The 18,815-nt window shown below is 45.1% G+C and carries 14 protein-coding genes; 6 read left to right on the top strand and 8 right to left on the bottom strand.

Going from position 1 to position 18,815, the window contains the following annotated elements; genetic code table 11:
- Nucleotides 1-89 precede the first annotated feature (89 nt).
- Both ACOJR9_RS02465 and ACOJR9_RS02460 read right to left on the bottom strand, forming a co-directional pair.
- The gene (locus ACOJR9_RS02465) at nucleotides 90-887 is read right to left on the bottom strand and encodes a substrate-binding periplasmic protein (RefSeq protein ID WP_420934837.1); all 798 of its coding nucleotides are present in this window, start codon (nucleotides 885-887) and stop codon (nucleotides 90-92) included.
- An 18-nt stretch (nucleotides 888-905) separates the two neighbouring features.
- The gene (locus ACOJR9_RS02460; protein WP_420934836.1) at nucleotides 906-2,039 is read right to left on the bottom strand and encodes a hypothetical protein; all 1,134 of its coding nucleotides are present in this window, start codon (nucleotides 2,037-2,039) and stop codon (nucleotides 906-908) included.
- A 406-nt stretch (nucleotides 2,040-2,445) separates the two neighbouring features.
- Here ACOJR9_RS02460 and ACOJR9_RS02455 point away from each other — a divergent pair, with 406 nt between their 5' ends.
- Nucleotides 2,446-2,757, top strand: a complete 312-nt coding sequence (locus ACOJR9_RS02455) for a hypothetical protein (RefSeq protein ID WP_420934835.1) — start codon at nucleotides 2,446-2,448, stop codon at nucleotides 2,755-2,757.
- A gap of 251 nt (nucleotides 2,758-3,008) precedes the next feature.
- Entirely contained in the window at nucleotides 3,009-3,737 is a 729-nt protein-coding gene (locus ACOJR9_RS02450; protein ID WP_420934834.1) for a YitT family protein, read from the top strand.
- A gap of 483 nt (nucleotides 3,738-4,220) precedes the next feature.
- Here ACOJR9_RS02450 and alr read toward each other — a convergent pair whose 3' ends face one another.
- Nucleotides 4,221-5,309 carry an alanine racemase gene (gene alr / locus ACOJR9_RS02445; RefSeq protein WP_420934833.1) on the bottom strand — a complete coding sequence of 363 codons (1,089 nt, stop codon included), beginning with the start codon at nucleotides 5,307-5,309 and terminating at the stop codon, nucleotides 4,221-4,223.
- A gap of 218 nt (nucleotides 5,310-5,527) precedes the next feature.
- Between alr and murQ the strand changes: the two genes are divergently transcribed.
- Nucleotides 5,528-6,481, top strand: coding sequence for an N-acetylmuramic acid 6-phosphate etherase (gene murQ, locus ACOJR9_RS02440; protein WP_420934832.1), 954 nt, complete (start codon nucleotides 5,528-5,530; stop codon nucleotides 6,479-6,481).
- Nucleotides 6,482-6,536: 55 nt separating this feature from the next.
- On the top strand, nucleotides 6,537-7,994 hold the full coding sequence (locus tag ACOJR9_RS02435; protein WP_420934831.1) for an exo-beta-N-acetylmuramidase NamZ domain-containing protein: 1,458 nt from the start codon (nucleotides 6,537-6,539) through the stop codon (nucleotides 7,992-7,994).
- Between the two features lie 873 nt (nucleotides 7,995-8,867).
- Here ACOJR9_RS02435 and ACOJR9_RS02430 read toward each other — a convergent pair.
- On the bottom strand, nucleotides 8,868-11,012 hold the full coding sequence (locus ACOJR9_RS02430; RefSeq protein ID WP_420934830.1) for a glycoside hydrolase family 3 N-terminal domain-containing protein: 2,145 nt from the start codon (nucleotides 11,010-11,012) through the stop codon (nucleotides 8,868-8,870).
- A 299-nt stretch (nucleotides 11,013-11,311) separates the two neighbouring features.
- Between ACOJR9_RS02430 and ACOJR9_RS02425 the strand changes: the two genes are divergently transcribed.
- Complete coding sequence (locus ACOJR9_RS02425; protein ID WP_420934829.1) at nucleotides 11,312-12,688, top strand: Na+/H+ antiporter NhaC family protein; 1,377 nt, start codon at nucleotides 11,312-11,314, stop codon at nucleotides 12,686-12,688.
- A gap of 31 nt (nucleotides 12,689-12,719) precedes the next feature.
- A complete protein-coding gene (gene ggt / locus ACOJR9_RS02420; protein WP_420934828.1) occupies nucleotides 12,720-14,456 on the top strand; it encodes a gamma-glutamyltransferase in 1,737 nt (578 codons plus the stop codon).
- 24 nt (nucleotides 14,457-14,480) lie between these two features.
- Here ggt and ACOJR9_RS02415 read toward each other — a convergent pair whose 3' ends face one another.
- The 4 genes from ACOJR9_RS02415 to ACOJR9_RS02400 all read right to left on the bottom strand — a co-directional run bounded on the left by ACOJR9_RS02415 (nucleotide 14,481) and on the right by ACOJR9_RS02400 (nucleotide 18,628).
- The gene (locus ACOJR9_RS02415) at nucleotides 14,481-14,951 is read right to left on the bottom strand and encodes an NYN domain-containing protein (RefSeq protein WP_420934827.1); all 471 of its coding nucleotides are present in this window, start codon (nucleotides 14,949-14,951) and stop codon (nucleotides 14,481-14,483) included.
- 205 nt (nucleotides 14,952-15,156) lie between these two features.
- Entirely contained in the window at nucleotides 15,157-15,573 is a 417-nt protein-coding gene (locus tag ACOJR9_RS02410; RefSeq protein ID WP_420934826.1) for a VOC family protein, read from the bottom strand.
- A gap of 11 nt (nucleotides 15,574-15,584) precedes the next feature.
- Nucleotides 15,585-16,991, bottom strand: a complete 1,407-nt coding sequence (locus ACOJR9_RS02405) for an aldehyde dehydrogenase family protein (protein WP_420934825.1) — start codon at nucleotides 16,989-16,991, stop codon at nucleotides 15,585-15,587.
- A 338-nt stretch (nucleotides 16,992-17,329) separates the two neighbouring features.
- Entirely contained in the window at nucleotides 17,330-18,628 is a 1,299-nt protein-coding gene (locus tag ACOJR9_RS02400; RefSeq protein WP_420934824.1) for an adenylosuccinate synthase, read from the bottom strand.
- Between the last annotated feature and the right edge of the window lie 187 nt (nucleotides 18,629-18,815).

Raw genomic sequence — 18,815 nt, 5'->3', positions numbered from 1 at the left:
AAAACCAGCAGTCATTACGGGACGGGATTAACCTCAGGGCTACACATAACGCACTATCTGTTTTCTTCTAGCACGCTATGTGTGTCGCACTATCGTCTATCGTAGTGCACTTTTTTCTGGGGGTGCTGGTAGTAGCCCTCTTTTAACAGGCGCTTAAACCTTGTTAACTTACCTTCAAGGGTTAGCTCATCAATACCTTTATTAAACAGCGACAGCACTAGCTGACTGTTTTGCCTCCCCTTTGGCACAATAAGATGGGTGGTTACTGTAGAAATATTGGGAGAAATAAGGGCTACCTTATCTCGCTCAGCGTCAGTGAACTCGCGCTCTAATAAATACCAGCCAGTCAACTCATCAATGGGAAAAATATCAATATCACCATTTACTAGCGCTTCAAAGTTTTCTTGATCACTACCTCGCCTTACCACATTTTCATTGCCTTCGATAAAAGCGGCAATTTCATCGTTGTAGAGATACCCCTCTGTTATGCCCATTTTCAAATCGGCAACATCGCTTAGCTCAGACCAGGTACGTATTTCTTCTTCACTATTCACATAAAAAACTAAACTTTCAGCGCTAATTGGCTTGCTGTGAAAAAATTCACTTTCTCTCGAGCGAACAAAATTGCCGTAAGAAAGAGCATCGTACTCTCCTGCCAACGTCGCTTCTAACGCTTCTTCCCATGGCATTGACACATACTCAACCTGCACTCCAGTTTCTAACAGCGCATCGGTAATGATGTGGTTAATATACCCACCGTGCTGCATATCTGTTGAGGTATAAGGCGCATACTCGGTGGTCGCAATTTTTAACGTCAACCACGCATGACCGTGACTCGCCGACGGTATAAAAGCGAGTAAAAATAGAATAGTAAATACGGTTCTCATAATCATTCCCCTAAGCGCTTAGAAATAAATTCCAAGGTTAATATTGAGCCTGTGCGTGGTGTCTTGAAGGCCGCCGATGTCTAAGCCAATTCCCGGACCACCGGAAAACCACATATTTTTGCCTCGAATACTATCCACATACATGAATAATTTGCTCCATCCCACGCTACAGCCATTCACCCACTGAGATGAGTTTTTACCTGAGGCATCATCACCTTTAGCAAGACTAAACTCTGAGTAACATATTAATGACGATACATTCTCAAAGTTGTAAGGCACAGAGTAAATTAAGTTGGCCGAGTAGGTTTGTCCGTCTGCAGCGGCTAAAAAAGGAAAGGTAAACGAGGATAACGCTAGACGGTCGTCGGCCTGGCCTTCTGGCGCGGCTAAGTTGTATTCGTAGTTAATATATTGAAGTTCTACTTTGAAATCATTTTGAGTATGACGCATATGCAGGGCATAAGCGTTCATATCGCCGCGGCTAGATGTATCTAAGTTGAGAATATTGCCATACTGATAAGATGCACCAATTTCGGTGGTAGCACCTCTAATAAAACGCGCAGTATAATTTGCTCTCACATTATACTGCCCGTCTTCTGAGTTTCGAAACTCACCGTCGTCGGCAACATCAAAAGAATAGCGACTAAACTTTGCAGCGTCGTTATATTCATCGTTCATAAAGTAGGCCGCCTGAAAGTCCCAGTTGCCTCGAGTATGGTTTATTTTTATCCCCGCATCGTAGTCGTCTTCAAACCCCAAGTAGTAATTGACTGAAAACCAGAAACTGTTACTAGCGAAAGGCTGTAAGCCAAAAGGGGTTTGCGTAATGCCGCCGGTTATTTCGGTACGCTCATTAAAATGATACGTTAAATCAGCAAAACGAATGGTATTAAAGTCGACATTTTCATACCAGCGGTATTCCGCTTTATAGCTAAATTGATCAAATTCACCAGCCACACCTAGTTTAAACGATTCGAACTCAAAACCATCTCTAAAATCAGGGATTAGCCAGTCTTGATGCCCGTAGTTAACACGTGCATGGCCAGAGAGAGTAAAAGGTAATTCGTCAGCTATCGCTGGTTTGCTAATGCCGATAGTGCAACCGATGCTACTACCGACAATCAGCGATAGCGCGATGAGGAAATTTTTCATTGCGGTTCCTGCAAGTAAATTGGCGAAACAAGAGAAAAGAAGGCTTACGAAAGGTGTTTTATTACCTAGCTTTCAAAAAAATAATTCTACGCCGATAATTTTGCATCTATGGTATCAGCCCAGTGCAAACCTTACAAAAATATAACGTGTGACGTCTTAAATTCTTTCGGTTTCTCTCAGATTGTGCATCACATACTTATGCAATACAGCCTCTCACTCGATTCTTATCACGTAAATGTATTTTCCTTTTGTGCATTCTTTATATCCCACACGTGGTCGTGTTATGTTGCTAAGTTCAAGCTGGAAGTCGTTCTTTTTTATTTACCTGTGAACGCACTTTTAACTCATTATAGTGTCTGAAACTTCTCGATGTAGTACGCCATAGCGCAATGAAAGAGGTAAAACTATGCATGCTATGAAACGCTCAATTCTTGCCGATATTGCTGCAATCGCTGCTATTGCAGCGCTCATTGCAGTGACTTTTTATTGGATTGAAGCGCGAAGAGAAGTCATCATTTTATGTGATAATTTCTTCCCTGGCATATCAAAAGCGAATGTAGAGCGCCAGTTAAACACGACTGAGCTTTTAACATGGGGGACAGAATTTGTTGCAAACGGCAGTAAAATAGAAGCATACAGCCCGCTACATTTTGGCAGTATGCAGTGCACCATCAGCTTTAATAAACAAGACATTGTGTTAAGTGCCACCCTCAATTAGACAAGAGCCGATTGATGCGTAATCGAATACTGCATTTAACGCGGTTATTGACTATCTCATAGTGAAAGCGTTGTCACACTTTGGTGCAACTTTTACATAGCCGCAACACCCTGTTTACGGAAGAGATAAGAGTCGTAAAGGCATGCATACCATTCGCTAAATTGCAGATTTTAAGTTAGCCGCCCCCCCTATATTCCAGTATGTTGTAAACGTACAATCATGCTGTGTACTCTTAACGCAAGTCCTTTATCATGCAAAAACCAAATCACAGTGTTATCGAAGATGTATTTGCTCTAGTTAGTGCCGGTTTATTTGTTGCATTTGGCGTATTCTTATTCCAGTCGCAAGACTTAATGGTAGGCGGTGCTGCAGGTTTGGCATTGCTAGGTACTTACGCAGTAAGTATGGACTTTGGCGTGCTTTTCTTTTTAATTAACATTCCCTTTTACGCCCTAGCGTGGACGCAAATAAGTAAGCGTTTTACTATTAATACATTTATTTCCGTTACCACGGTATCGGTGCTTACCGAGCAAATTCCAGCCTTTGTTGATATAAGCCACGTAAACCCATTTTTTGCGGCGGTATTTGGCGGTATTCTCATTGGTGTGGGGATGCTAATGATGTTTCGACACAGCTCTAGTTTAGGCGGTATTGGCATCATGGCGTTCTTCCTACAGCAGCGCTTTAATATACGGGCCGGTTTTTTTCAGTTATCGGTAGATAGCGTCATACTATTATGTGCCTTACGGTTTATAGAATGGCACCTTGTGTTAATTTCTATTCTTGCAGCGCTTTGCCTTAACATGGTGATATCGCTTAATCACAGGCCCGAGCGTTACGCGCCGGTATCAAAAAGCAATAATAACAGTAAAAGCCTGAGCCGTGCTGACACTGACAACACCGCGCGCACTGATGAAGAGAATAGTGTTCAATCTGATAACGAGCATTTAGACAACGGATTGCACCCCCAAAACAGCTAAGGCAACATTGAACGCTTGGTGTGCTTATCCTATGGCTGCTGAATTTCAGCCACGTTTACTTGGCACGCAAAAGAAAAGCCCGATTGATTCCCATCAACCGGGCTTTTTTGAATCACTTCTCTGTATTTTTACCGTTTAGGTACGTTGGCGTCTACTTTGGCTACTGCTTCTTTTTTAACAGGCGCTGGTGGACGGCTTACTGCGCCACGGTTGACTCTCGGTCTTGAAAACGAAGTACGCATACAAACCTCACTTATGAGTATTGGCAACGTTGTTGATGATGACACATTCATCCCACACAATTGTTACCTGTATACAGTATAGGCATGAGGTTGGCTAAAGTGCCTCATTCTTTCGTTGAATAGTTATTAATAATATTTTAGCAACTCGCCGCATAATACAGTCTCTGCAAAGAAAATAACTAATAGAAAGAGCTTATTGGAAATGTCTGAAAAAACGGATAAAACAGGCATGATTAAAAGATTAGGCGTATCTTACAATACGCGGAACCCGACTAGACACGCGCGTCATCAACTCATAATCGATGGTCCCCGCACAGGAGGCCACCTCGCTGATGGAGATGCTTTCACCCCATAGCTCTACCGTGTCGCCAACGCTGATATTGCTTATATGTGTGACGTCAACAGTTATCATATCCATAGATACTCGACCCACAAGCGACGCGCGCTGGCCTCTTATCATCACGGGCGTACCGTTAGGACAGTGTCGAGGGTAACCGTCGGCATAACCTATCCCCACTGTCGCAATTTTACTTGGCTTTTGAGCACGCCATGTCTGTCCGTAACCTACCCCCTCACCTGCAGCGATGTTTCGCAGTGCAATAACGCTAGAGCGCAACGTCATTGCAGGGAACAGTTGCGGAGCAGTACTAGTGATAATGCTGGATTGAGTAGACACCTTACCGCCATAAACACCTATCCCTAGCCGATTCCAGTGCCCTTGAGATTGTGGCCAGTTCACGCTTGCTGGCGAGTTTGCTAAACTAACCGGCAGCGATAACGACGCCACCTTGTTTTCAAACGTGGATATTTGGGTGGCTGTAAAGTCGTTGTCTGGATCGTCAGCGTTAGCAAAATGCGTAACTAAAGTGGTTTCACTGGTATATAGGCTTTGGTTTTGAGCCACAACCTCTTCAATATCATCTACAGAAAACCCCAGTCGATGCATACCGCTATCTACTTTTAACCAAATATGCGGACGTTTAGACGCTTCACACTTGTGCATCCACTGCAATTGTTCATCAGAATGCATCACCAAAATACAGTCATATTGCGCCGCCATTGCGCACTCTTTGGCTTGATGCGCCCCTTCAAGCACCACTATTGGCACTGTGATGCCTGCCTCTCTCAATCCCACCGCTTCTTCAATAATAGCCACTGCAAAGCGCGGCGACACATGCTGAAGTATTCGCGCAACGTTTATCGCACCATGACCATAGGCGTCGGCTTTAATCACTGCCATAGACTGGCTCTGTTTTGCCATAGACGCCAGTGTTTTGAAATTTTGAAGTACCGCGTCTGCGTGGATGATGGCTTGAGTTTGACGGCTCACAGATTAACTCTCACTGCATAAAAAAGTTTTTAATCACAATACAATCACTGCGTGACTATATCTAATAACGCAGATTATATCATGAGTTAAACCTGACCGCGTTTGTCTTTACCAGTGGTTTGTGGACTTTCACCTTTAGGCAAATGCCGTTATTCTAGGCTCTTACTGATTAGCCTTTGCAATTAGTCCGTTATTCACCGATCACTAGAGTATCTCTCATGCCGTTACCACAGCCTTCTCATTCTCTTATCAACGATCTAGCGCGTATTGTATCGGAGGGCAGAAACCCAGACACTCTCGACATTGATATGCTTTCCACCGTGGAGGTACTGTCAAAAATTAATGCTGAAGATGCCAAAGTGGCGACGAGCGTGGCCACGCAAATTGCAGCGATTGCACAAACCGTAGATGCGGCAACACAGAGTATTAAAGCTGGCGGCAGACTAATTTATATTGGCGCGGGTACTAGCGGTAGATTAGGCATTTTAGACGCGGTGGAGTGCAGACCCACTTTTAGCGTGCCCGATTCACTGGTAGTGGGAGTTATTGCAGGAGGTGACGATGCCATAGTGCACGCTATAGAAGGCGCTGAAGATAACCGTGCGGCCGGCAAAGATGATTTGGTTGCCCTATCACTGACTAAAAACGACACCGTAGTGGGCATTTCAGCAAGTGGCCGCACGCCCTATGTCAGTGGCGCGTTAACCTATGCAAGTGAGCTAGGCTGCACCACCGCCGCTATTGCCTGTAGTCCTGACGCAGCCATATTTGAACCCGCTGCTATTACCATATGCCCAGTAGTTGGCCCAGAAGCATTAACAGGCAGTACCCGAATGAAGTCGGGCACGGCGCAAAAAATGATCCTCAATATGATAAGTACTACTACCATGATTAAATTGGGTAAAACCTACGAAAATCTTATGGTGGACGTAAACGCAACGAATGAGAAATTGAAAGCCCGAGCGTGTCGCATTGTAATGCAAGCCACCGAATGTGATGAAGCCACCGCTACAGAGGCCCTCAATGCCTGCGGCAACAAGGCAAAGGTCGCCATATTAATGGTACTGACTAACACCAATGCCGAACAGGCAGCTAAAAGCCTGAGCAATCATAGTGGATACTTAAGAAATGCAGTAAAAACTGACACTACGGACAAGCAATTTGAAAAGTAATAGGGCATCAAAAAGCCTTTTACCGTCTTTTATCGTGGCAGTGGGATGCAGCTTAATGTTTTTTAGACTAAGTTTTAGGGCAAGCCTGAGATTGTGCTTGGGATTGAGCTTAGGAATAGCCATTCCTTTAGGCACTATGGCGGGGGAGTTGAAGGTTGGCGCTGAGCAGTTTGATACCTATGTGCCTTTGTTATCAGGAAAACGTGTTGCTCTGGTTGTTAACCAAAGTGCCCTGGTTGCGAATAGCGAGCCGAAGCCTAGCGTTGATGATGAAGATTACTCTGCAAGCTCTTACTCGGCTGGCTTGCCGTCAGCATCTAAACAACATCTGCTTGATGCATTGCTCGCTCGTAATATCAACGTGGTGAGTATTATGTCTCCCGAGCATGGTTTTCGAGGAGATAAAGACGCCGGTGAAAAGATAGATAGCAACATCGACATTCAAACGGACTTACCCATCCACTCTCTTTACGGTAAAACCAAAAAACCCACTGCCGAAATGTTAGAAAGTATCGACACCGTTATTTTCGACATACAGGATGTGGGCGTGCGCTTTTATACCTATCTGAGTACCCTGCATTACGTTATTGAAGCCGCGTTTGAACAAGGCGTTGATGTGATTGTGCTTGATAGGCCCAACCCGAATATCGCCTATGTTGACGGGCCGGTACTTGCACCACCATTTAAATCGTTTATTGGCATGCATCCCATTCCTGTGCTTCATGGAATGACGCTAGGTGAACTTGCCAAAATGATAGTGGGAGAAGGTTGGATAGACACAGATAAACGCGCATCGCTAACGGTTGTGCCAGTAACAAACTATACTCGAACTACCCCCTACTCGCTTCCCATAGCGCCCAGCCCGAATCTTCCCAATGATAATGCTATTCGGCTTTACCCAACGCTGTGTTTTTTTGAGGGCACATCGGTAAGCATTGGTCGCGGAACTGACCTTCCTTTTCAACTTATTGGTCACCCCGTTGCCAAGTTGGGCAACAGCCGTATTAAGGTAAATGCAAACCATGGAGCATCAAATCCGAAGCACAAAGGCACAACATTGTTTGCTCGAACCCTTGTGGCTGACTCTTATGCTTCTGAGCTTTCTAGCGCACAAGATTCTCTAGCACAGAAGCAAATATTAGAGCCGCAAATAATAGGGGATTCGACAACACCAAATGTAAGAACAAATACACGTTCAAAAGCGCGAAAACCGAAAGAAAAAATAGCAGAAAAAATAGTGGCCAAAAACGTAATGTTGCGCTCAATAAGCGGGCTAGATATTCAAACATTGCTAGACACATTTAACGCTGTAAAACTGGCTAATGAAACTTTTTTTACTCGCCCAGATTTCTTCGATAAATTAGCCGGAAGTTCGTCTTTGAGAAACGCCATAATGGCAGGCAAGAATGCAGATGAAATTTATGAGTCTTGGCAAGCAGACATTGTAAAATTTAAAGCGCAGCGGGTGCCTTATCTACTTTATTCAGAGCACAATCAACACACTTCAAAATAAAGTTTGTAACCACTTACAAACCACTAATGCTATTCACTTAGATATTGCCCACCAAACCATTTATGACAAGCGGCTATTTTCAGCAGCATGAGTTTATATCTGCTACAGCGTGAGTGTTTATAAGCACACTGGCGGTTAACGCCATGTGTAAATCAGTAACAAGCAGTTTATCTAAATGGACATTTAGAGAATAGTAAGCACTCACACTTTAATTTAAAGAGTGTTAGGTTTAACCTTGGTTAAAGGAATATTTTGAATGTTGCTTGTGTATTCGTTGAGAGTTGCTGACGTATATTTTGAGCGTGAATTGGGACTTAACTTAAGGAACAGCTTGAGAGAATCAGTACTTATCCAAGTTTTATAATTCAGAATTATTAGCAGATTGGTGCATGACAACACATACTATGACAACACATACTATTAGGTGGCATAAACTGACAGAGAGCGCTTGGTTTATTCCTTGGTTTATTGTCTTGTTTTCAGCTTTATTCGTTGTCTGTCAGCACAAAAAAAGTAAACGAAAATAGCGCAAATTGCTGATAACGTTTTCACTAAAAACCCTGCTAATCTTTCAGCTTGAGATAACATTTTAGCCTTGTTAAAAAGCTAATTAGTGAGTACTAACGTACCGTTTATTTTTAACTAATTTCAGCGTGTTTATTTATGTATTTTTCCTCAGTGTTTAGCTTAGTGCTTGGCTCAATGTTTGGGTAGTAATTTACGGGTCTTTATATCCACACAATTGATCTAACACTCGCTTTTTTCACCTGGTTTTCACTTTGCCTGCGACCTCTTTTTTACTTTCTATCAACCCTAATACTAGCCCCAGCATTTATATTTCTTTGGCACGTAACATCAAAGATACAAGCGTAACTATTGTTGCCAGCTAACTGGCGATTTTCCTTTTGGAACAAGTTTTCCGCTAAGCACTTTCATCAAGGTTTGAAGACTCTGACTAGACACCTTTGTGCCAGGTTCATCATTGTCGATATCGATTAGCACATTTTTCTCCAGTGCATTGTCTTGTGAAGCATTCGACTGTTTCGACGCTTGTAAAACTGTTACTGCATAGTCATAAGTTGCAATGCCGATATCTGCATAGTCCATTGCCGCCTTAGCGGTGTAAGGCATTCTCATTGCAGCAAAAATTACTGTTTTGCCGTGCGACCTTGCCAGCTTCATTGCATATGCGCCAAAGGCGTTTAACTGCGCTCCACTGGCCCTATTTGCGAGTTGCGAGGCTTGATCTAACCCACCAAGCTCATAGTTGGCGTGAAGCGGCGTAATATCACCCACAATGAGTGCATCAGATTGCTTGATTAACCGCGATACTAACCCTTTATTCGGCAGCTCGATGAGCGGCAAACACGCGTACTGAGCAGCAGTGTCGACAGAGAGTACGGCGTCTTCAAGGGCTAGACATCGCGCTGCGTCTGGCATGAGCGCTACCCACTTCATTGCTTTAACGGGAAGTTTACTTTTTCCAAACAGTAAGGTGACAGACGACTCAGAAAGCGCTTTCTCGATTTGTTTTCCTTTTAAATACAGTGCACTAGCATTTTCGTTTTTGGTCGCATTAGCCTGATTTTCTGCAGCGATTTTTGAATTATCTCTTACGTTTTTATCTGCGTTCTTTGCTGCGCTCTCTTTTGCATTCTCTTGCGTATTCCCTTCTAAGAAGCCTGCTGCTTTACCTTTCGATTTTGGGATAACCTTGTCACTGCGTGGAGTAGTCTCACCGGTGTTCGCCTGTGCTTCATTAAGCCACCACGACATAGGTTTACTCACATACCGGCCTAACTGATGATGTAACTTCATGCGCAACACCCGTTGGTGTGACGCTGTTAACCGTTCCATCTTTGGCTTATCTTTCACCGTTCGCATTGCAAGCCTATTTAGCATGGCTTTAAACGACTCTATGTCTTGTGGATTGCGAATGGTATATGGCATAAGCGCAATGTCTGCACCAGCGTCAAAGGCCATCATCACCGCCTCTTCTTCTGTAAAAAATTGTGATATGCCCGCCATATCCAACGCGTCGGTGACAATGAGTCCATCGAAGCCTAAACGGTTGCGCAAAATGTCGGTTAAGATGCGCTTAGATAAGGTGGCCGGCACAATTTGTAGTTCGCCTTGTTTGTTTTTGATAGTGGTGTTGTCTAGGGATGGATATTGAATATGTGCACTCATCACCATGGCTGGCGGTGTGTCGCTATTAATAATATTAGCGAATGGGAGTAAATCGCCAGACTGTGCTTGTTTAAGCGAATGGTCAACTCGCGGTAGTCCCGAATGACTGTCTATGCGAGTATCTCCATGACCAGGAAAATGTTTAAGCGCGCTTAGTACACCTGCCTTTTGCATAGCCGACACAAAGGCTTCACCAAGTTCTGCGGTTTGTTCAGGACTTTCACCAAAGCTACGAACGTTAATAACGGGGTTGTTAGGTTCGCTATTAATATCAACCGAAGGGGCGAAGTTAGTATTTATTCCCAGCGGCAGCAATGTTCTGCCTATGTGCTCCCCAATGTTGCTAGCAAACGCATTACCATGTTGATGCGCAGACGCCCCAATAGCCAGGTTACCCGCAAATGCAGGTATTATAGTGGTAGGTAACCGTGCCACCCTCCCGCCTTCTTGATCAACGGCAATAAAGAGGGCTTCTTTTCCCGCCGTTCGCATGCTCGCCTGCAGCTCGTAATTGAGCGTTACAAGCTGCTTTGCATTGATAATATTTTCGGAGAAAAGTATGACGCCACCAATATTTTCACTACTGAGTAAATTTAGTAATGGCTGTGGCATTTCCGTAACAGGCGTTCTGCATTGCTTAGATGGTGTATCGTCTTGGCAAAAGTAGCGAAAATCTAACATCATTTTTTGCCCTATCATCAACTTGGCTTTTTTAAACTCAGCATCACTGAGTTCAGCCTTGGTGCTGCTAGGCGCAACATGAGTGGTAATGCCAGTTTCAAAAGCAGGTGCAAAACTCGCTAAGTGATCAGATGCGAAACAAGACACAGCCCCACAAGCAAATAGCCCAAGGCACAATACACTTTTGCTGAACAGCGTTAACGCAAAAGAAGGTGAACGAAATGATTTTATGACGGGGCTTTCAACTTTTTTAAATGTGAAGAATGACAATGTTTATCTAATCCTTGGTAACAACGCACACAATACGGTACGCTACTATAAATCAGGAAGCTAGCAGAACGCGAACTGCTCTGATCACCGCTAAATACGCAGTTTCTCTGCGAGTTAGTCACGTTAATGAGCGCTCCTCTGGCGCTGAGTCAATACGTTTAGATTTGGAAAGTAGTATGGATTGGATGTCAGTCATCCCCCCAATTGTGGCTATTGCCGTTGTATTTTGGAAAAAAGAGGTCATTCTCGCGCTGGCCCTTGCTGTGCTTTGCGCGGAAACGCTGATATTGGTCAATACAGATTTAAGCGGCACTTATCTTGCGCCAGTAAATGCCATTGAAAGAGTGGTTGGCACAGCCTCTACCCCAAGTAACACAAGGGTATTATTATTTTCAGTATTAGTTGGTGCACTACTCGCCTTTATACGTGATTCTGGCGGCGTTACCGCTACCGTTAATTTTTTGGTTGGCAAAGGCGTGGCCAAAACTCGAAAACAAGTGGGTGGGCTTACCATGTTTACCGGAATTGCAGTGTTTATCGAATCGAATTTAAGTGTGCTGACTGCCGGTATATTTGCCAGAGGTTTATACGATAGATTTGGGATGAGCCGCGCTCGCCTTGCCTATATTATTGACTCTACCAGCGCGCCAGTTTGTATATTAATACTCCTTAACGGCTGGGGCGCGTTTATATTAAGCCTGCTAGATGCCTACGAACTGCCCGCCTCTTCTGCCTCTATTTTGTGGGGCAGCGTTGTATTTAATTTCTACGCCATTTTTACCCTGCTTATTGTCGCCTACACCATATCCGCCGACAAAGTACACGGCCCAATGCGAGAAGAAGAAAACGCGCTTTCTCATATCGACGTGACGCAGCACTCTGAACCGGCTACCAAAGCGCGCTTTATGATAGCGCCGCTACTGGTAATGGTATTTAGCATGGTGGGCTTTATGTTTTGGACTGGTAACGGCGTGCTTTCACAAGGAAGTGGCAGTAAGTCTGTACTTTACGCCACAGCGCTAGCTACGGCTGTTGCCTATTTCTTGCTGTTGTTTCACAAACGATTCACCCATAAAGAAGCCGTAGATATAGGCTTTAAAGGTATGGGAGAGCTTCTTCCATTGGTTACCATTGTGCTGCTCTCTCTTACCCTAGGTAATAGCTTAAAAGACTTGGGAACAGGTGTGTTTGTTGCTGGCGTGGTGGGTGAATACCTTCCCATTGTGTTTATTGTGCCAATGCTATTTATTGCCGGTGGCGTGATGTCTTTTACCACGGGCACCTCGTGGGGTACTTTTGCCATACTGATTCCTATTGGCGTGCCGCTAATACAAAGTTTAGGGCTCCCCCCTTCACTGGTTATTGCCGCTATTTTGGGTGGCGGTATTTTTGGGGATCATTGCTCTCCTATTTCAGATACCACAGCCGTTTCGTCTCTCGCAGCAGGGTGTGATGTACTCACCCACGTTAAAACACAAATACCTTATGCGCTTTTCGCCGGTGTACTTACGCTCATTGCGTACTTCATTGCAAGCGTCATCATGATTGGGTAAACCCCATTTTTGCATTAAAAAGGAGCTATACATGACTGGACGAATAATGCCGATTGCCTGGATGCTAAACGCGGCAATACTTCTGGGCGTAATGTTGTTAGGCGCAGGCTGCACTTATACGGCTTCTTCTGATGCTGGCCAGCACGGCAATAGAAATACTAACGGCACGTTGGCACAACAGGCTGTTGCCATGCCAGATAGCTACAGTGCCGATGCTGCAATGGCAGTATTACAAGACGGCGGCAACGCTATTGACGCCGCGATTACTGCACAATTTGTATTGGCAGTCACCTTGCCCGAGGCAGGCAATATTGGTGGCGGTGGGTTTATGACCATTAAGTTTGAAGATACTACCGACTTTCTCGATTATCGGGAAATGGCGCCTCAACAGGCTCACCGCGATATGTATTTAGACGATAACGGTGACGTAAAACCTTTCGAATCGCTTTTTGGTGCAAAAGCTTCCGGTATTCCGGGCACGGTTGCAGGAATGTGGGCCGCCCATGAAAAGTATGGAACGCTTAGCTGGGAACGTTTACTGGCGCCTGCAGTACAATTAGCTGAGGATGGTTTTGTTGTGCATGAAAAGCTGGCTAATAATATTTCAAACTACATCGCCCGCACTCAAGATAATGGTATCAATAGTAATTTCGCAAATTATTTTCAACAGGCCAAAACCAATACCGTATTCAAACAACCGGAATTAGCGGCCACGTTAAGAACCATACAATTAAAAGGCAAAGAAGGCTTTTACTCAGGCGATGTAGCTAACCTTATTGTGGATTTTATGAAGCAGAATAAGGGGTTAATTACCCACGACGACCTAGCGGCCTATAAAGCAGTGTGGAGAAAGCCGCTGCAATTGAGCTGGCAGGGATATGAGTTAGTGACTGCCCCGCCGCCAAGCTCAGGCGGTGTTGCTGTAGCGCAGTGGATTGGTATGCTTGAGGCCTACACGGCGCAACACGAATTGCCAGATCACAACAGCAGCGAATACATTCACATCATGTCGGAAATGGGTAAGCGTGTATTTGCCGATAGGGCTGAATACTTGGGCGACCCAGACTTTGTAAGCGTACCTGTTGCCGCCCTTACACAGCCACAATATATTGCGGCGCGGGCAAAGGATATTCAACCAGATACCATTTCAGAAACCATCACGATTAAGCCTGGCCTTCCTGAAAGCGAAGATACCACCCACTTTTCTATTATGGATAAATGGGGCAATGCCATTGCTAATACCACCACCATCAACCTGACCTTTGGTAGCGGTGTGGTGGTTAGCGGGGCTGGCTTCTTACTGAACGACGAAATGGATGACTTTAGTGCCAAGCCAGGCGTGCCCAACTTTTTTGGCGCGGTAGGCGGTGAGGCGAATGCTATTGAACCTTACAAGCGTATGTTGTCTTCAATGACGCCAACTTTGGTGAAAAAAGGCAATGACGTGATGCTGGTGACCGGCTCTCCAGGGGGAACCACCATCATTTCATCGGTAGCGCAGTCGTTATTGAATGTATTGCTTTATGACATGAGCGCCGAAGATGCCGTTAATGCGCCCCGTTTTCATCACCAACTATTGCCGAAAGACACCATTAGAATACACGATGGTTTTAACGTCGACACGTTGAAAAACCTAGAAAGCATGGGGTATATCATTGATAACCGACGCTTTGGTGATGTACACCTTATTAAGCGAACTAACGCGGGCATTGATGCAGCATCAGAGGCCAGCGGCCGAGGAAAAAGCATCGTTGCCGCCCCTTACTAAAAGCGCGGAGAAATTGCTAAAACCCTAGAGTAAAAGTGCGGCATCGATGGGTATATACTCGGATGCCGCTTTTTGCAGGCTTTCTGCCGTTAACGCCGGCACACCATATACAGACACTTTTTTGCCCTTGGCCTTCAGTGCCTCCACGAGTATATCAAAGTCGCCATCGCCCGATACCAGCACCACCTCATCGACATGGTCGGCGTATTGCAGTGCATCAACGGTAATGCCAACATCCCAATCGCCTTTGGCTGACCCATCGGCACGTTGAATAAAAGGCTTTAGCTTTACATCAAAGCCAATAGCGCGAAGTATATTTTGAAATTCCCGCTGTTTGTTATCGCCCTTATCTATTGCATAGGCGAATGCATTGACAATATCGCTATTAGCGTTAATTCGCTGCCAAAAGCGATTGTAGTTAAAGTTGCGTTTGTACGCCTGACGGCAGGTGTAATAGACATTTTGCACATCGACTAGAATAAGAACTTTCTGCACGATTATTTATACTCGCTTGTTTTTTATTCGTCTGGTTGAGACTCGTTTACTTTCGACTTACTTGGTTTGACTCGCTAGAAGAAAATGGAGTGAGAGTGACATTACCTTGGTAATGTCACTACACAGAGGGTGTGCTGCCAGAGCGTTGAGTGTAGCGCATCAAGCGTTAAGCAATGAGCCTGAGCTTTAAGCTTTGAGCTACGAGCTACGAGGCAAACAGCTGATTGATGTCGGCAAACGCTTTAAATTCTAACGCATTGCCGAAAGGGTCTTTAAAAAACATGGTGGCCTGCTCTCCAGGCTTTCCCTTAAAGCGAATGTATGGGGCAACAATAAACTCAATATTAGCCGCCTCTACCTTTTCTGCTAGTGCCTGCCATACCCTCATTGTTAGCACCACGCCAAAATGAGGCACAGGCACTGCATGATCGTCTACGCCATTGTAGGAAGGTGGCGAGGGCATTTCATTTACGCAGTGAGTAACAAGCTGATGACCAAAGAAGTTCCAGTCTATCCACTGAGTGTCGCTACGCCCCTTTTCACAGCCAAGCAGTTCGCCATAAAATCGATTGGCATCGTCTAAGTTTGTTACTGGAATAGCTAAGTGAAAGGGCTGTGTCATCAAACGTCCTATTATAAAAATTTCTTGAGTAGCGACAGTTTAAACTTGGAAAACGGCGCGTATCTAAAGGGGACATCTAACGCGAATGACCGCTTCATTACTGTCTTCAAATGGCTAAAGGTATCGAACCCTGCACGGCCATGATAACTGCCCATACCGCTATTACCAACACCGCCAAAGGGAAGTTCCGGGTTGGTCATAAATAACATGGTGTCGTTTGTACATACGCTACCGGAGCTAGTGGCACTTATTATACGATCGAGCACCTCGTCGCTGTCGCTAAAAGCATATAAAGCAAGGGGTTTAGCGCCATCATTCACCAGCGCAATACCATCGTCTAACGACGGTACGGTAACAATGGGTAAGATAGGGCCAAAGATCTCTTCTTGCATAATAGCACTATCAAGGCTTGGCTCGAGCACTAAGGTGGGCACCATCGCCGGGCGCTCCTCATCAAACTCACCGCCATACACCACATTCACGTTATCTAAATAACTGCGTAAACGGCTTAAATGGCGTTTATTGATAATATTGCCGTAATCTGGCGAGGTAAGTGCCGATTTACCATATTGCTTTTTAAGCTCTTTTCTAATGGCGTCGATCAGCGGCTGCTCGAAACCCTTTTCAACAATAATGTAATCTGGGGCTACACAGGTTTGCCCTGCGTTCATCCACTTACCCCAGACAATGCGTCTGGCAGTAACCTTTAAGTTTGTATTTTTATCGACAAAGCACGGGCTTTTTCCGCCGAGTTCAAGGGTAACCGGAGTTAGGTGACGGGCTGCTGCGCTCATCACAATTTTGCCTACAGCTTCACCGCCAGTATAGAAGATATGATCCCACTTACAGGCAAGTAAGGCGGTTGCCTCTTCTTTACCGCCCTCTATCACCTCCACACAAGACACATCCATATATTGAGGGATGAGCTTTGCCACCAGCGCGGAGGTTTCTGCTGAGAGCTCTGAGGGCTTCAATACGGCGCAGTTACCCGCCGCCAGTGCGGCAATATAAGGCGCTAGCAATAGCTGTAACGGATAGTTCCAGGCACCAATGATGAGCACAGTGCCTAGTGACTCCGGCTGCTGAAAGCTTTTACCTGGCCACGCGACCATGGGAGTAGACACCTTGCGAGGCTTAACCCATTTGTCTAAATGCTTAAGAGTGTGATCGATATCGGATAACAAAAAGCCTTGTTCGGCAACCATGGCCTCGGTTTCACATTTGCCCAAATCCGCTTTAAGAGCCTCTAACAAGGCCTCTTGATTGTCTTCTAACATGCGCTTTAACGCCAACAACTGATTTTTCCGCCAGTCGAGAGATTGTGTCTTTCCGGTGCGATAGCTAGCGTTTAGCTTTTTAACATTGTCGATAAAGCACATACCCGGTTCGATAGCATGAAGAGTAGGTCTAGTTGGCATATGAAGGCTCCGCTGGCGTTGTCAGCTCGAAAAAAGTCGGCTTTCTGTACTCTATTAATAGGTATGTTCTGCTGCAACGCAACTAAATTGTTTATTAATATTCGCTCGTTGCCGTATTTTATTAGCCCGTGATTAGCGCGTGATCAGCGCTTTTTGCCCTTTGCAGCGCATTTTTATGGTGGTTTTAGGGCTGCTTAGACAATTATGTCAATGTTATCTACTTTGTTTCGCGCATAAAAAAACCTAGCAAAGGCTAGGTTTTTTTGATGTATCGGCTTAGCTATAGAACGGCTGGGGCATAAAACAGCTAACGTCGTTTTACATTACATTGCGCTGCGTTACGCATCATAAGGATGACGTAGCACGATAGTCTCATTTCTGTCTGGGCCTGTTGATACGATATCGATTGGCACACCTGTTAACGCTTCTAAGCGTTTAATGTAGTTTTTCGCTGCTTGCGGCAAGCCTTCAAACTCTGTCACACCATAGGTGTTGTCAGACCAACCCGGCATTTCTTCGTATACCGGTGTTATCTTATCGTAGCCATCAGCTGCCATAGGCGGTACGTCTTTCACATTACCGTCAGCGTCTTTGTAGCCTACACAAATTTGAAGCGACTCCAAACCGTCAAGTACATCAAGCTTGGTCAGGCAGAAACCTGTGATAGAGTTAATCTGCACTGCGCGTTTCATGGCCACAGCGTCAAACCAACCTGTGCGACGCTTACGACCTGTCGTTGCACCGAACTCATGACCTTTAACACCTAAGTGCTGACCGACTTCACAATCTAGCTCTGTAGGGAATGGACCAGAACCAACTCGGGTTGTGTAGGCTTTTACAATACCTAGCACGTAATCAAGCTTCAACGGACCAAAGCCTGCACCTGTTGCCACACCGCCTACGGTAGTGTTAGACGAAGTAACATAAGGATAGGTACCGTGGTCAATATCAAGCAGCGTACCTTGAGCGCCTTCAAACATGATTGGCAAACCGTTTTTGTCGGCTTTATCAAGTTCGTCGGTAACATCAATAACCATTGCTTTAAGAATATCGGCAACTTCCATCGCGCCTTTCAACGTCTCATCAAAATCGACAGCTTCTTCACCGTAATATTGAGTCAACGTAAAGTTATGCACATCTAGCACTTCTTTTAGCTTGGCAGCAAAGTCTTCAGCATTAAACAAATCACCCACGCGAAGACCGCGACGAGCCACTTTGTCTTCGTAAGCTGGACCAATGCCGCGACCGGTTGTACCGATGGCTTTAGCGCCTCGCGCCTTTTCACGAGCAATATCAAGTGCTACGTGATAAGGCAGAATGAGAGGACAAGCTTCACTAATTTTCAAACGCTCACGCACAGGTACACCACGCTCTTCTAGCATAGTGACTTCTTTCATAAGTGCGTCTGGGCTTAACACAACACCATTACCAATTATGCAGGTAACGTTGTCACGTAAGATGCCTGATGGGATTAAGTGAAGAACGGTTTTTTCACCGTCGATTACTAGAGTGTGACCTGCGTTGTGTCCGCCTTGGTAGCGAACCACATATTTTGCGCGATCAGTGAGTAGGTCTACGACCTTTCCTTTACCCTCGTCACCCCATTGAGTGCCGAGTACCACAACGTTCTTTGCCATGAATCATATGTGTTAAAAAATTAGGCGGGGATTCTACAAAATTCTACGCAAAGGATCATCTATTTTTCGAACAAAAATGCGTCACAGAGCGCCCTTTGGTGTGAGGATATTTCTTCAACGCACTCATAAAGCAAGATGCAAACCCCACTAACCCTATATTTTATAAAGGGTTAACGGATAACGTTTT

Source organism: Alteromonas ulvae (assembly GCF_048987005.1).
Lineage (GTDB): Bacteria > Pseudomonadota > Gammaproteobacteria > Enterobacterales > Alteromonadaceae > Alteromonas.
This window is presented reverse-complemented; position numbering and strand designations above follow the sequence as displayed.